The organism is Herbaspirillum sp. SJZ099 (assembly GCF_007828355.1).
Taxonomy (GTDB): Bacteria; Pseudomonadota; Gammaproteobacteria; order Burkholderiales; family Burkholderiaceae_D; genus Herbaspirillum.
In genome coordinates, this window is sequence record NZ_VIUO01000001.1 from 31,755 (window position 1) to 45,785 (window position 14,031).

A 14,031-nucleotide genomic window follows, 5' to 3' on the forward strand; every position below is an offset into this window, starting at 1 on the left:
TGCGCCGAACGGTCATCGGCGAATTAAAAACACACAGGAGATGAAGATGGACCGAGAAGGACCTCCCCCGATGAACGAGGAATCGTTGCGCGCGGCCGTCGAATGGGCGATCGCAACGCGGCGCAGCATCCGCGCATTTCTGCCCGCCGCGGTGCCAAGAGAGACGATTGAAGAAATATTGGACGTGGCCCGGTTTGCCGCGACCGGCGTGAATCTCCAGCCCTGGCACGTGTACGTGGTGACAGGCGCCGCCAAGGAAAGGTTGTGCGCCGCCATCCGCGAAGTGGACGACACCCCCGTGTTGGCCGCCCAGCATAAGGACGAATGGGAGTACTACCCGACGGATTGGATATCTCCTTATATCGACAGAAGGCGTGAAGTCGGATGGAACCTGTATGGCCTGCTCGATATCCGGAAGGGCGACAAGGAGCGCATGCACCTTCAGCACGGCCGGAACTATTCGTTCTTCGATGCCCCGGTCGGCCTGTTTTTCACCGTCAATCGCGTCATGCAACAGGGAAGCCTGCTGGACGTCGGCATGTTCATGCAGAACGTCATGGTGGCGGCACGCGCCCATGGACTGGATACCTGTCCCCAGGCCGCGTTCATGAAGTACCACAAGATCATTGGCGCGGAACTGGATATCCCGTCGACGGAGATGTTCATTGTGGGCATGAGCCTCGGTTACGCAGACAAAGAAAAAATTGAAAACACGTTGGTCACGAAACGGGAAGGAGTCGCTTCATTCACGAAGTTCTATAGCAAGTAGCACCTCAAGTAGCGCCTACAAAAAATAAGGAGGATGACATGCAGCAAATCGATGTAATCAAGGTGGCCAATGGCGCCAAATTCAACAGGTTTCACAAGCTCATCCTGTTCTGGGGCGTGTTGATTCTTGTCCTCGACGGCTATGATCTCGCTGTCGTTGGCGCGGCCCTGCCGTCAATCATGAAGGAGATGGGCGTCGACGCCTCCAAGGCCGGCTTCATGGCCAGTTCCGCGCTTTTCGGCATGATGTTCGGCGCGATGTTCTTCGGCACGCTCGCGGACAAGATCGGGCGGCCATTGATGCTGGCCGTCGGGGTCGCGACCTTCAGCGTCTTCACGGCGGCGGCAGGGCTCGCGCATGACCCCATTACCTTCAGCGTGCTTCGCTTCCTCGCGGGTTTGGGGATCGGCGGCGTTCTGCCGGTGGTCACCGCGCAGATGGGCGAATTCTCGCCGGTGAAAGTCCGTGCGCGTCTCGTGACCATCGTTTTCGCCGGGTATTCGGTCGGCGGCGTGCTGGTCGCCCTCACCGGAAAACAGCTGATCGAGGCGTACGGTTGGCAGTCGGTGTTCCTGGTGGCAGGTCTGCCTGTCCTGCTGATTCCCTTCATTCTGAAGACCATGCCTGAATCGATGGCCACGCTGCATCGCAAGGGGCGCCAAGACAAGCTGGCGGAAATCGTTCGCAAGATCGATCCCGGCCTCGGATTGTCCGGCAACGAGGAATTTGTGCTGCCCGTCGCTGAGCGGGTGGCAAATGCGCCGGTGAAGATGCTGTTTGCCAACGGCCGCGGCTTCAGCACCCTGATGATCTGGCTCGCTTATTTCACCGGCCTCTTCATGGTCTATTCGCTGAGTTCCTGGTTGACCAAGCTCATGGCCATGGCCGGCTATAGCCTGGGCTCCGCGCTTAACTTCGTCCTGGTCTTCAATTTCGGGGCAATGGTGGGTGCGGTGGGCGGCGGCTGGCTTGGCGACAAGTTCAACATCAAACATGTCCTGGTGGCGTTCTACGTGGTGGGCGCCGTGTCGCTCACGCTGATGGGCTATGCCAAGGAAACCTGGCTGTTGTTCGCGGTTGTCTTCGTCGTCGGCGCATCCACGCTTGGCACCCAACTGCTGGCGTACGCCTATGCCGGCGAGTTCTATCCGGTGGCCATCCGCTCCACCGGCGTCGGCTTCGCATCCGGGGTCGGGCGGCTCGGGGCCATCATTGCGCCTGTGCTGATCGGTTTCCTCGTCTCCCTGCGGCTTCCCCTGGAGCAGAACTTCTTCGGCATTGCCGTGGCCGGCCTGGTCGGCGCCGTCGCAGTCATGCTCATTAACCACGATCTTGCCGGCGACCGCTCTGTGGCGAAGCCATCGCCGAACGCGCAAACCGTTTCATAAGAAAGCACCAAAGGAGCAACAATGGGAATCAAGGCAGGCGTGTATGTCGTGACCGGGGGCGCATCCGGATTGGGGGCAGCTACGGCGAGGGCGCTGGTTGCCGCTGGCGGCCAGGTGGTTTTGGCCGATGTCAATCCGGTCGCCGGCCAAAAGGCGGAATCAGCGCTGGGCGGTCATGCCAGGTTCGTTCAAACCGACGTGCGGGACGAAACTAGCGCAGCGCAAGCGTTTGCGGTCGCACGTTCGATGGGGGAAGTGGCGGGCCTCATCAACTGCGCCGGCATCGCGCCGGCCGAAAAGCTGTTGGGCAAGTCAGGGCCGCACCGCCTGGACAGCTTTGTACGCGCCCTTGACATCAATCTGGTCGGCACGTTCAATATGGCGCGCTTTGCCGCCCAGGCAATGCGTGAAAACGACCCTGGTGAATCCGGCGAGCGCGGGGTCATTGTCAATACCGCGTCGGTGGCCGCCTTCGATGGCCAGATGGGGCAAGCCGCCTATGCGGCGTCAAAAGGCGGCGTCGTTGCCATGACCTTGCCGCTGGCGCGCGACCTTGCCAAATACGGTATCCGCGTGGTGGCGATCGCGCCGGGCATCTTTGAGACGCCGATGATGCTGGAGATGCCGGACGAAGTCCTCGAATCGCTCGGGAAGACCGTTCCTTTCCCGCCGCGCCTGGGCAAGCCGGCCGAATTTTCTTCGCTGGTGATGCACGTCCTGGAAAACCGCTATCTGAACGGCGAAGTCATCCGCGTGGATGGCGCGCTGCGAATGGCCGCCAGGTAATGTCCCGATGGCCCGTCTTTGTTTCACTTTTCCCCACCCTCTGCCCATTGCCAGGAGCAAGCAATGTCACACGATCCGATCGTCATCGTTTCCGCCGCCCGGACTCCCATGGGGAGCTTCCAGGGGGCTTTCGCCGACCTGTCCGGCCCGCAGCTCGGCGGCCATGCCATCGAAGCGGCCCTGGCCCGATCGCGCATCGATCCGGGGCTGGTCGAACAGGCCCTGATGGGGTGCGTCCTGCAAGCAGGCCTGGGACAGGCGCCGGCGCGCCAGGCCGTGTTGCGGGCGGGGCTGCCTGCCAGCGTCGCCTGCGCCACCATCCATAAGGTCTGCGGTTCGGCCATGCTGTCCGTCATGCTCGGCCACGACAGCATTTTGGCCGGCACCTCATCCATCGTCGTGGCGGGCGGTATGGAGTCGATGAGCAACGCGCCCTACCTGTTGCCGAAAGCGCGCCGCGGCTATCGGCTGGGGCACGACAGGCTGCTCGATCACATGTTCCTGGATGGACTGGAGGATGCCTACTCGGATGAGAACCGGGGCCGCCTGATGGGATGCTTTGCCGAGGAGTGTGCGGAAAGTTACCGCTTCTCGCGGGAGGACCAGGACGCCTATAGCATCCGTTCCACCGTCCGTGCAAAGAACGCCAGCCTGGATGGGAGTTTCGACTGGGAAATCGCGCCCATCAAGGTCGACGGAAAGAAAGGCGCCGTCGTCGTGGAAAAGGACGAGGGGCCTTTCGCCGTGAACCTGGAGCGTGTGCCGTCCCTCAAGCCTGCCTTCAAGCCTGGCGGCACCGTCACTGCGGCCAATTCGTCGTCGATTTCCGACGGGGCCGCGGCGCTGGTGCTGGCGCGCGCGTCTGTGGCGGAAAGGCTCGGGCTGGAACCTGTCGCCCGGATCATCGGCCATGCCGCTTACGCCGGCACTCCGGCAAAATTCCCGTCGGCGCCGGTGGGCGCCATGAGAAAACTGTTCCAGAAGACCGGCCTTGGCGTCGACGAGATCGATCTGTTCGAGATCAACGAGGCGTTTGCGGTGGTGCCGATGGCGGCCGCGTTCGATCTTGGCCTTGATCTTGAACGGGTGAACGTCCACGGCGGGGCTTGCGCCCTGGGACATCCGATCGGCGCATCCGGCGCCCGCATCCTGGTCACCCTGCTCGGCGCGCTGAGGAAGTCCGGCGGCAAGAAGGGGATCGCCAGCCTGTGCATCGGCGGCGGCGAAGCCACGGCCATGGCGCTGGAGATGCTGTGAGCGCCAGCGCGATATCGGCCTGCACCGACGCTGAGGAGCAAGGGAAAGCCGGCCTCATCGCCCCGGCTTGGCCCGCACGGCACAACGCGCCGGACGAGGATCGGCCTAACCAGCGGGCTGCTTGCGCCGGACTTGCGATTTACGGCTGGACTATTGGCGCGTGCAAATGATAGTTTGTCGGGATTGCCCCTGATCTTTCGCACCCATGACCTCAGAACTCCCCGTTGCACTTGTGACAGGCTCCGCTTCCGGCATCGGTCTGGCGATTGCGCGCAGACTTTCCCGGGAGGGATATGCCGTCGTCGTTCATTCACGCTCCTCGGTCGATGCCGGCCGGCAGATCGCCGGAGAGCTTCGCGATGCCGTCTATTTCCAGGCGGATCTTTCGATTGAGGCGGATCGCCGCCATCTGGTCGAGCAGGCGCTTGAACGCTATGGCCGACTGGATGTCCTGGTCAATAATGCCGGGATTAGCCGGATAATTGCGCACAGCGATCTTCTGGCGGCTACCTCCGATGTGTGGCGCGAGCTGAACGAAGTCAATCTGGTCGCTCCCTATCACCTGGTTGCGCTGGCCGAGCAAGCCTTGCGCGCGTCGGCAAGGACGGGGCATGCGGGATGCGTCGTCAATATCAGTTCTCACGCCGGGGTGCGCCCCAAGGGCGCTTCCATCCCTTATGCGGCGACCAAGGCAGCCCTGAATCATGTCACCAGGCTGCTGGCGCTTTCGCTGGCGCCCGATATCCGTGTCAATGCAATTGCGCCCGGGTTGGTGGACACGCCGCTAACGGCCGGGTGGCAGCATGCACAAGAGCTCTGGCGCACCAGGTCGCCGATGAAAAGGGCAGCAACCCCGGATGACATTGCCGATCTGGTTGCGGCACTGGTCAATAACCAGTATCTCACCGGGGAGATACTGGTAGCGGACGGGGGACTGAACCTTACTTAGCCGGAATGCAAATACCCCGCGGCCCGCGAAACCAAATTGCCGGTCTTGCGCCGGCCTCATAGAAAAAGCGCAATCGCAGCGATGTGCCGGGCCAACGCCGGCGCCTGGGCCGGTCCCGCAGGGCCGGCCGCAAAGCACGCCGGCGGTCAGGTCGGTTAGTCAGGCAAGCTTGCCTGTGGTCGCTTCGAGCAAGGACCATGCTTCATCGCCCATGCGGCGTTTCCACTCGGTATAGAAGCTGGACTGGCGCAGTTTTTCCTGGAACGGTGCGCGGTCGACCTGGGTGAACTGGACTCCTTTCTGCGCCAGCTGCGTGACCAGCGCCCCATTGAGCTTCTCGACATCGGCCCTCTCCTTGACCGCCGCATCGTTGATTTCCCTGACAACGATCTCCCGCGCCGATGCCGGCAGCGATTCCAATGACTTCCTGTTGGCAACCGTCCAGAACCCATCCCACATGTGATTGGTGTAAGAGACGTGCTTGGAGATCTCATACATCTTGGAGAAGTAGATGGTCGCCAGCGCGTTCTCAATGCCGTCCGCCATCCGGGTTTGCAGCGCGGAGTAGGTCTCCGCCCACGGAATGGACACCGGCGCCGCGCCCAGAGACTTGAAAAGCGATGTCCAGAGCGGGCTGGGAGGCACCCGGATCTTGAACGCCTTCAGGTCGTCCGGAGTGCGGATGGGCTTTCCGGTAGACAGTGCCTGCCGGAAGCCGTTGTCCCACATCTTGTCGAACGCGATCAGGTTCGACTTCAGGAAGGCGGCCCGGATGTGATTGCCCAAGGGGCCGTCCATCGCCTGCCACACCTTGGAGTAGTCGGAAAATGCGAAACCGATGCCGTTGATCGCCGCCACCGGCACCAGCGAACCCAGGATGAGCCCGGACTGGACGAAGATATCGATCGCGCCCGCTCGTACCTGCGACAACATGTCCGCGTCCGTGCCCAACTGGCTGAACGGGAAGACGGCGATGTCGACCTGGCCGTTGGTCTGCTCCTTGATCCTGGCGCTGGCCTCGGTCAGGCGCACATTGAGCGGATGGTCGGCCGGCATGATGTTGGCGCATTTCATCTTGAACTGCGCCTGTCCCCAGGCCAGGGATGGCAATGCGATGCAGGCGCCGGCCGCGCTGGCGGCGGTGATCATCAGTTTGCGTCGGTTGGTATTCATGGTTGTCTCCTCGATTTTCTTTTTTGCTTACTTCTCGCCGAAGAACTTCAGGAGTTCCCTGGCGATAAACTCGGGCTGCTCTTCCGTTACCCAATGTCCGGAGTCGGGAACCAGCCCGCCCCGGACATCCTCGGCGACTCTCTGGAGGGATTCCATGGTCTCCATTGCCCGGCCGAATCCCTTGGCGCCTCCCAGCGCGAGCACCGGCATTTTCAGTTTTCCATCCCTTTGCAGCATCAGCCGGTTGTCGGCGGCGTCCTGCGGCAGCGCGCGGTAGAAGGAATACATCGCCCGCATGGCCCCGGGCTTGGCGTAGGTGCGCATATATTCCTTGCGATCCTCATCGCCGATGCAGTTCGGCCGGTGGCCGTAGTTATCGAAGAACCAATCGATGATCAGGCGTTCCCTGTCTTGGAACAGGGCCTCCGGCAGGTCCGGGGTGCGGAAGAGGGCGTGGTGCCAGCGCCGCCCACCTTGAGAAAAGTCGGCGCCGTCTCCCGGGATGGCGACGTCGAGAATGGCGAGCTTCTTGACGGCGTCGCGATGCTGGGCGGCCAGTGAGAAGGCCGTCGGCCCGCCCCAGTCATGCCCGACCAGATGGAAACTGTCGATGCCAAGCGACTCAAGCAGGCGCCATACGTCGTTCGATACCGTTTTCTTGTCGTAACCCGAAGCAGGCCTGGACGAATCGCCCAGGCCCCGCAGATCGGGGGCAATGACCCGGTAATCTTTGGCCAGATGGGGGATGACGTACCGCCACTCGTAGGAGGTCTGGGGGATGCCATGCAGCAAGACCACGGGGAAGCCGCTTCCTGCAGTGAGGTAGTGGAGACTGACGTCATCCAGGTCGGCAAAGTGATGTGTAACTGTTGTCACGGGGGCTCCGTAAAAGAGGGATAAGGAATACGGCCATCGGCCGGCCGCCCTGTCCGTCGGGGCGGCAGCCGCCCGCGCCATCGTGCTGGATGCGCGTTGGCGTTGAATCGGGCTGCAGCGATGGAGGACGACTGGCGCGTCGTCCGCGGGAAATGGTTTACGGCGAATGGCAGATGGCCGCATGGCCGTGGCTGGTGCTCAATGTCGTCTCCTGATGAAAATCATGGATGCAGCTTTCGGTGCGAATCCGCTTGCTGCTTTTTCCTGAAAAGTGATAATCATCTTAGTTTGCAAATTTGGCATTTGCTACAGACGAAAATGAAACTGGGTTATGCAAATATGAATAGCCGAGGGAGACCGGAATGAGCAACTTCGATTGGGACAATTTCAGGATATTCCTTGCCGCGGCACGCACCCAGTCGGGAGTGGAGGCGGCCCACCTGCTGAAGATGAGCCAGTCGACGATCTCGCGCCGCATCAGGCAGCTCGAAAAGGACGTCGGTTCAAAACTCTTCGACCGCAGCGCCCAGGGGCTGCGTTTGACGACGGCCGGCCATCATCTCTTCGAGCATGCGGAAAAGCTTGAAAGCACCTTCTCGGTCATGGAGTCCCAGGCGGCCGGGGGCGACCGGATGGAACTCAGCGGCGAGATCCGGATTGGCGCCACGGAAGCTTTCGGGACTTTCTTTCTGATGCCCCATCTTTCGAATTTCTGCCAGCGTCATCCGGGCATCGCCATGGATGTGCTGCCGCTTCCCAGGTCACTGAATATTTCGAAAAGGGAAGTCGATACCTCAGTGGCGCTCGACCGGCCAAGAGCCAACAGTTTTGTGACCAGGAAGCTGGGGGAATACAGATTGCTTCCCTATGCGACTCCCGAGTACCTGGCGCGTCATCCACGGATCAGGCGCACGGAGGATTTTCAGGATCACTTGTGGATCGACTTCGTCGACGACCTGCTTTTTTCGCCGCAGCAATTCCATCTGCATAAATGGGGGGCATCGCTCAAGCGATGCCTGCGGAGTACGAGCGTCGTGGCGCAGGCGCAGGCCGTGAAAGCCGGTCTTGGGCTTGCCATCCTCCCATGCTTCCTGGCCAACGTGACCGACAATCTCGTCCCCGTGTTGCCGCATAAGGTGGACATCACGCGTTCGCTGTGGCTGGTCGCTCCGCCGGAGCGGCGTGAGCTGGCGCGCATCCGGGCGTTGTGGGACTACACCAGGGAAGTCGCCGAGGCAAACGCAGGCTATCTCGATGGCAAGACGGCACAGATGACTTGGCTGAAATGACCGGGAGATAGGGAGCGAGGGACAATGCCGCCGGCGTTCTGTCGTCATCGCTGACGTCATGCGCGACGACAAGCCCGGCGAAACCGATCGCCCGGCTTGTCTTCATTCCCTTTTCTCTTCCCTGCGCTCTTCTTTTTGGGCCGGATGCGGATGTTCCTGCGGATGCTGTTGGGCATGCTCTTGCGGGTGGGGCTGCGGCATATGTGGTTGTGGATGTGGCGGGTCATGCGGCTGAACATGCGGCTGGGTTTGCGGCCTTGGTGGCTCCGCCAATTGGGCATGCATTTGCGGGGCTTGCGCGTGAGGCGGTTGCGCCTGTGGCCGTGGCGGTGCGGAGGGGTTCTGGTGTGCCGGCATATTCTCTCTGGCCGCATGTTCCTGGCGTGCTGCGTCCGGCGGCGGAGCGGACAGACGCGTGTCGGGCCGATGCGGCCGTTCGGCGTTCTGCTGGCGGTTCTCCATGGCGCCCTGATGTTGCGCCGGGACGGCATTCGGTTTCTGCGCAGCGGCGTGCGGCGTCATTTCAGGCTCGTGTCCATTGGCGTGAGGCTGCATGGGCGCGTTGCCGGCTCCGTGCTGCGCTTGCGGGACGTTGGCCGGACGCGCGCCGGGGCGCGCATCGCCGGCGCTGAAATGCGGCATCGTCATGGGGCCGGCCTGCATGTGCGCATTGGCGTTCGGCGTGGCCGCGTTGAAGCCCGGGCGATTGGTATTGTTGCTGATGCTGGTGTTGTTGATGGTGCCGTTGTTGTTATTGGTCGTACCGTAGTTGTTGACCGTGCGCGAGTTGTTGTTGTGGTTGTCGATATGGTTGATGACGGTGGTCGACTTCGAGACATACGTCGTGTTGTTGTAGACCACCGCGGGACGATGCCAGCCGCCGCCGGGGCCTCCGCCATAATTGGGGCCGCCGCCTGAGCCGGGGCCGGGACCGCCCCAGTTCATGCCCCATGAATGCCAGCCCCAGTCGTGATTGCTGATGACCGCGCCGACCAGAATGCCGACGCCGAATGACAGCACGCCGGTGGCCACCACGTCGCCCGTGCTGTAGACCGGCGGGTGATAGACATAGCCGGGATAGGCCGGAACCGTACCGCCGTAGACCACGGCCGGGTTATAGCTGGGCACATATACGACATCTGGCTGTGCCGGTTCGATCACGATCGTTTGCGGCGGCGGCGGTATCACTGCCGGTCCGGCATAGACCGGCGGCTCGCCGGGCGCGCTGGCATAGTCAGGCGGCGGCGCCGCGCGCGCGACCGAGGTGATTTTCAGGTGCTGCGAGGTCTTCAGGTTGCCGGACTGCTGCGCGCGCAAACGCATCGCCTGGATGGCGTTCATCACATCGCCGGGGTCGTTCACATAGGCTTCGCCGAGCGCGGTGGTCCATTGGATGTTGCCGGCCATCTGGTTCAGCACCGAGGGAAATGCGGTCAGCGATTTGACGCTGACATCCCACGGCTGCCGGTTTGCCGCATCCTGCAAGGCGGCGCCTTTGAGCGAGGGATTTTGGGCCAGCCACTGGTTGGCGGAGGCGATCTGGTCGGGGTACGTCGCGCCGGCCAGCACCTGCGCGACCAGCTTGTCGGGGAACAGCGCGATCGGCGCCACCATCTGCGACAACTGGTCGGCGGTCGGAGGCGTGTAGGGGAGTGTGGCCGGAGCCGCTGCGGCTGCGTTGGAGGGCGGGGCGGCCGGGGTGTCGGCTCTGTTGCAACCTGCAAGCGCGAGCAGGCTGATGATGAGCGAGGAGGACACCAGGGTGGTGAACCGGTTTTGATCAGCTGTCATGTCGTGTCCTTGTCGGCGGTAATAAGGGCGGATCCGGCGGTGCGGATCTTGCCCGGTTTTTCCCCAACGGCGGTCACGGATGCCGAGTTGACGCTGCGCCTGTTACAGGCGTTACAGGCTGTAACGGGCAGCTGACAATAGCCTGAATAGGCTCAATAGGGTTACCGGTGCCGTGCCTTGGTAGCGGCGCCGGCAACGGTGAAAAGGGGGCGCGCGGCAATGCGGTGGTTGAGTCCGGGCAGCTCCTTGCCGCTGGCGATGGTTTTCAGGCCTTGGCGCACATGGTTCATGGTGCCGTTGTCGCGCTGCGTGGCATACACGACATAGGCCGAGTGCGAAAATTCCGGCGTGCCGGGAACCCGGTGCAGGCGGCCTTCATCAATGAACGGCTGGGCGGTTCCGGCGCGGAAATAGCCGGCGCCGCCGACGCTGAGCAGGTAAGTCAGCGCCAGCGGCCCCAGGGAAATCGTCAGCGAGGGATTGCTCAGTTCGGGGTGGGCGGCCTGGTGGTTGATGGCAAAGTGCGGCCCCCAGTCGACATAGACATAGCGCTCGGGATCGACGACGCCGTTCTTTTCGGTGCTGACCATGATCAGCTTTTCTTCCAGCAGCAATTCGGACACCAGGCCTTCGCGTGGCGGCGGGCCGTACATCACCGCCAGGTCCAGCGAGCCGTCTTGCACGCGATCGAGCAGCCGGGCAGGCATATCGACCTCGGAGCGGATGGCGATGTCGGGAGCGCAGTGCTTCATCCAGATCAGCCAGTCGGCGAGGAAAGGATGCCACAGGCTGAGCTCCCCGCCCAGGCTGATGCCGTCCTTGCGTCCCGGCGGCAGCGCGATCTGCTGGCGCGCACGTTCCCAGACCTGCACCAGCGTCGTCGCATGGCGCATGAAGCGTTCGCCGGCCGCGGTCAGCCTGGCGCCGGCCTTGTTGCGGATGAAAAGCTGCCGGCCAAGTTGTTCCTCCAGCGTGCGGATACGCGCGCTGACGGCCGTTTGCGTCAGGTGCATCCGTTCAGCGGCCAGGATGAAGCTGCCGCTGGCGGCGACTTCCAGGAAGGTGCGGGCGAGATTGATATCCATGGGGAAATGGGGAATGTCGTCGGCCCGGTTACGATGTCTTGTGCGGCCGATATGTACGGGGAGGCATTTCGCATGAATATATCACCATGTGATGGTATTGGCTGCCGCCGGCAGGGCCGGGGAGCGTCCGGCCGGCAAGACGCGCGAAAATGGCTTACGCTGCACCCTGTTCCCATCACCAGCCCGGTTTCCATGAACGATTCACTGCCAGCGGCAACGCCCGCCGACATCGACAGCGACACCGACATCGCCAGCGAGGCAGAACTGGAGGCGCTGGCGCGCCTGCTGCTGGCCAGCAGCAACGTGCTGGTGCTGACCGGCGCCGGCATCAGCACCGCTTCCGGCATTCCCGATTATCGCGACGAAGACGGCGTGCGCCGCGGCCGCCTGCCGATCCAGGGCGCCGAATTTCGCGCTTTCGAAGCGGCGCGCAAGCGCTATTGGGCGCGCAGCATGCTGGGTTGGCCGCGCCTGGCGCAAGCCCGGCCCAACGCCGCGCACCGCGCCATCGCGCAACTGGAGGCGGCGGGGCGAGTGGCTGCCGTGCTGACGCAAAACGTCGACGGCTTGCACCAGCAGGCCGGCAGCCGCCGGGTGATGGAACTGCATGGCAGCATCCACGCGGTGCGCTGCCTGTCTTGCGGCGCCCTGTATGAGCGAGCCCGGATACAGGACGAACTGGAGCGGCTCAACCCCGCGCTGGCCGACGCCGAAGCCGCCGTCTTGCCGGACGGCGACGCCCAATTGGAACCGGACGCCGATGCCGATTTCCATGTGCCGTCGTGCGATCTGTGCGGCGGCATGTTGCAGCCGGATGTGGTGTTCTTCGGTGACGGCGTTCCCGCCGCGCGCGCCGCCGAAGCGGAGCAGGCGGCGCATGCTTGCGATGCCATGCTGGTGGTGGGATCGTCGCTGATGGTGCTGTCGGGATTTCGTTTTGTCCGCATGGCGGCGCAAGCGGGCAAGCCGGTGGCGGCCATCAATCGCGGCCTCACGCGCGCCGACCCGCTGCTGGCGTTCAAGATCGCGGCGTCCGCCGAATCGGTGCTGCCGCGGCTGATGTCGCTGGTGCTGGAAGGGCGGCGCGCCTGACCGACCAGGCCACGATGCCGGCCGCGCATAGCGCCAGCAGCGCCGCCGCCGTGAACACATGCGAGAAGCCCAGCCCGTAGGCCCGCCGCGCGATGGCGACGGCGGCCTCGCGCTGCTGCGGATAGAGCTGCGCCGCGCCGCCGAAGTCGCCTGCCATGGCGCGCGCGATGAATTCACTGGCATGCGCGCCGTTTGCGCCGTTGTTGCCGTTTGTGCCGTTTGTGCCGTTTGTGCCGAGCGTCGCCAGCGCGCGCGCCATGGCCTGCCGCGCGCCTTCCGCCAGGACTGCTCCCAACCCCGTGAATCCGGCCAGTACGCCAGTAAAGCGCGACGTGGTGCTGATGCCCGAGGCCATGCCGGCACGTTCGCGCGGCACGTTGCCCATGATGGCCTTTTGCGTTTCGCCATTGAGCAGTCCGCCGCCGCTGCCCAGCACGGCCATGCCGATCATGGTGAGCGCGCCGCTGCCCGTATGTGCGGCCAGCGCCATGAAAAGGTTGCCCAAGGCCACGGTGCAGAGCCCCAGCATCAGGATGCGCGCCGCAGGCCAGGTGCGCGCCAGGCGCCGTCCGATTTGCGGCAACAGCAGCATGGCCAGCGCGAACGGCAGCATGGCCAAGCCCGCCGCGCCGGCCTGCATGCCGCGCGCATTCTGCAGGAACAGCGGCAGCAACGAGGCCATCACCTGCGCCGATGCCGCATAGGCGAACATCGCCGCCACCGCGCCGATGAATCCGGCCGAACGGAACAGCGACAAGTCCAGCATGGGATGTGCTCCCTTGCGCTGGAGGGCGATGAACGATGCGAATAAAAAAACGCCGCCCGCAGCGCGGACGGCGAAAACAACGCTGCCCCAGCCGCGCTCGGGTCCGGTGATCAGGGCCCAGGTCAGCATGAAGATAGCGCTGGAGAAAGACAGGATGCCCGGCAGGTCCAGCGGGCGCACGGACGGATTGCGCGACTCCGGGATATGGCGCAGCACCGCCACGCCCAGCAACAGGCAGATCGGGATATTGATGGCGAAGGCCCAGCGCCAGCCCAAGAGCGCATTGATGGCGCCGCCGGCCAGCGGCGAGAGCACCATGGCCAGTCCCATGATGCCGCCCCACACGGCCCAGGCATGGGTGCGTTCCGCTTCATCGTGGAAGGCATGGCCGATGATGGCCAGCGCCGGCGCCAGCAGCAACGCCGCGCTGATGCCTTGCGCCGCGCGCGCCACATACAGCGCCTGCGCCGAAGGCGCCAGCGCGCAGGCCAGCGAGGCCAGGGCGAACGCCGCGATGCCGCACAGGAAGATGCGCTTGCGGCCATAACGGTCGGCCACCGAGCCGGCCGGCAGCAGCAGGGCGGCGAAGCACAGCACGTAGGCGCTCACCACCCATTCGATGTCGGTGAAGGAGGCGCCCAGTTCGCGTGCGATGGTCGGCAGGATGATGCCCACCACGTTGGTGTCCAGCACCGTCATGGCGCAGCCCAGCGAGCCGCTGAGCAATATCCGTCCGGCGGCGCTTGAAAACAGGGTGCGCATGGTGTCTCCTCCTGGCTCCTTGTCGATGGCCATTGGCGCCCGTTGGGG

The 14,031-nt window shown here is 63.6% G+C and carries 12 protein-coding genes; 7 read left to right on the forward strand and 5 right to left on the reverse strand.

Going from position 1 to position 14,031, the window contains the following annotated elements; all coding sequences use genetic code 11:
• Nucleotides 1-46: 46 nt before the first annotated feature.
• The 5 genes from FB597_RS00150 to FB597_RS00170 all read left to right on the forward strand — a co-directional run bounded on the left by FB597_RS00150 (nt 47) and on the right by FB597_RS00170 (nt 5,149).
• The gene (locus tag FB597_RS00150) at nt 47-769 is read left to right on the forward strand and encodes a nitroreductase (RefSeq protein ID WP_144767482.1); all 723 of its coding nucleotides are present in this window, start codon (nt 47-49) and stop codon (nt 767-769) included.
• 38 nt (nt 770-807) lie between these two features.
• Nucleotides 808-2,157 carry an MFS transporter gene (locus tag FB597_RS00155; protein ID WP_144767484.1) on the forward strand — a complete coding sequence of 450 codons (1,350 nt, stop codon included), beginning with the start codon at nt 808-810 and terminating at the stop codon, nt 2,155-2,157.
• Between the two features lie 21 nt (nt 2,158-2,178).
• Nucleotides 2,179-2,943, forward strand: a complete 765-nt coding sequence (locus tag FB597_RS00160; protein ID WP_141911635.1) for an SDR family NAD(P)-dependent oxidoreductase — start codon at nt 2,179-2,181, stop codon at nt 2,941-2,943.
• A 63-nt stretch (nt 2,944-3,006) separates the two neighbouring features.
• On the forward strand, nt 3,007-4,200 hold the full coding sequence (locus FB597_RS00165; RefSeq protein WP_141911637.1) for an acetyl-CoA C-acyltransferase: 1,194 nt from the start codon (nt 3,007-3,009) through the stop codon (nt 4,198-4,200).
• 205 nt (nt 4,201-4,405) lie between these two features.
• Nucleotides 4,406-5,149: an SDR family NAD(P)-dependent oxidoreductase gene (locus tag FB597_RS00170; protein WP_144767486.1), complete on the forward strand. Its 744-nt coding sequence runs from the start codon at nt 4,406-4,408 to the stop codon at nt 5,147-5,149.
• Nucleotides 5,150-5,308: 159 nt separating this feature from the next.
• Here FB597_RS00170 and FB597_RS00175 read toward each other — a convergent pair whose 3' ends face one another.
• Nucleotides 5,309-6,322 carry a TRAP transporter substrate-binding protein gene (locus FB597_RS00175; protein ID WP_144767488.1) on the reverse strand — a complete coding sequence of 338 codons (1,014 nt, stop codon included), beginning with the start codon at nt 6,320-6,322 and terminating at the stop codon, nt 5,309-5,311.
• A 27-nt stretch (nt 6,323-6,349) separates the two neighbouring features.
• Nucleotides 6,350-7,198, reverse strand: coding sequence for an alpha/beta fold hydrolase (locus tag FB597_RS00180; RefSeq protein WP_221628544.1), 849 nt, complete (start codon nt 7,196-7,198; stop codon nt 6,350-6,352).
• A 362-nt stretch (nt 7,199-7,560) separates the two neighbouring features.
• On the opposite strand from FB597_RS00180, the gene FB597_RS00185 reads away from it, so the two are divergent.
• A complete protein-coding gene (locus FB597_RS00185; RefSeq protein WP_141911646.1) occupies nt 7,561-8,487 on the forward strand; it encodes a LysR family transcriptional regulator in 927 nt (308 codons plus the stop codon).
• Nucleotides 8,488-8,589: 102 nt separating this feature from the next.
• Here FB597_RS00185 and FB597_RS00190 read toward each other — a convergent pair whose 3' ends face one another.
• Together FB597_RS00190 and FB597_RS00195 are read right to left on the reverse strand one after the other, a co-directional pair.
• Entirely contained in the window at nt 8,590-10,278 is a 1,689-nt protein-coding gene (locus FB597_RS00190) for a DUF3300 domain-containing protein (protein WP_144767490.1), read from the reverse strand.
• Nucleotides 10,279-10,439: 161 nt separating this feature from the next.
• Nucleotides 10,440-11,363, reverse strand: coding sequence for a LysR family transcriptional regulator (locus tag FB597_RS00195; protein WP_141911650.1), 924 nt, complete (start codon nt 11,361-11,363; stop codon nt 10,440-10,442).
• A gap of 192 nt (nt 11,364-11,555) precedes the next feature.
• Between FB597_RS00195 and FB597_RS00200 the strand changes: the two genes are divergently transcribed.
• Complete coding sequence (locus FB597_RS00200; RefSeq protein ID WP_144767492.1) at nt 11,556-12,455, forward strand: NAD-dependent protein deacetylase; 900 nt, start codon at nt 11,556-11,558, stop codon at nt 12,453-12,455.
• On the opposite strand, the gene FB597_RS00205 is transcribed toward FB597_RS00200, so the two are convergent.
• A complete protein-coding gene (locus FB597_RS00205) occupies nt 12,382-14,016 on the reverse strand; it encodes an MFS transporter (RefSeq protein WP_370454618.1) in 1,635 nt (544 codons plus the stop codon). The genes FB597_RS00200 and FB597_RS00205 overlap by 74 nt on opposite strands.
• Nucleotides 14,017-14,031: the final 15 nt, after the last annotated feature.

Excerpts from the sequence above, each read along its gene's own strand:
- FB597_RS00150 (WP_144767482.1), top strand. The coding sequence starts at position 47 with ATGGACCGAGAAGGACCTCCCCCGATGAACGAGGAATCGTTGCGCGCG.
- FB597_RS00155 (WP_144767484.1), top strand. The coding sequence starts at position 808 with ATGCAGCAAATCGATGTAATCAAGGTGGCCAATGGCGCCAAATTCAAC.
- FB597_RS00160 (WP_141911635.1), top strand. The coding sequence starts at position 2,179 with ATGGGAATCAAGGCAGGCGTGTATGTCGTGACCGGGGGCGCATCCGGA.
- FB597_RS00165 (WP_141911637.1), top strand. The coding sequence starts at position 3,007 with ATGTCACACGATCCGATCGTCATCGTTTCCGCCGCCCGGACTCCCATG.
- FB597_RS00170 (WP_144767486.1), top strand. The coding sequence starts at position 4,406 with ATGACCTCAGAACTCCCCGTTGCACTTGTGACAGGCTCCGCTTCCGGC.
- FB597_RS00175 (WP_144767488.1), bottom strand. The coding sequence starts at position 6,322 with ATGAATACCAACCGACGCAAACTGATGATCACCGCCGCCAGCGCGGCC.
- FB597_RS00185 (WP_141911646.1), top strand. The coding sequence starts at position 7,561 with ATGAGCAACTTCGATTGGGACAATTTCAGGATATTCCTTGCCGCGGCA.
- FB597_RS00190 (WP_144767490.1), bottom strand. The coding sequence starts at position 10,278 with ATGACAGCTGATCAAAACCGGTTCACCACCCTGGTGTCCTCCTCGCTC.
- FB597_RS00195 (WP_141911650.1), bottom strand. The coding sequence starts at position 11,363 with ATGGATATCAATCTCGCCCGCACCTTCCTGGAAGTCGCCGCCAGCGGC.
- FB597_RS00200 (WP_144767492.1), top strand. The coding sequence starts at position 11,556 with ATGAACGATTCACTGCCAGCGGCAACGCCCGCCGACATCGACAGCGAC.
- FB597_RS00205 (WP_370454618.1), bottom strand. The coding sequence starts at position 14,016 with ATGGCCATCGACAAGGAGCCAGGAGGAGACACCATGCGCACCCTGTTT.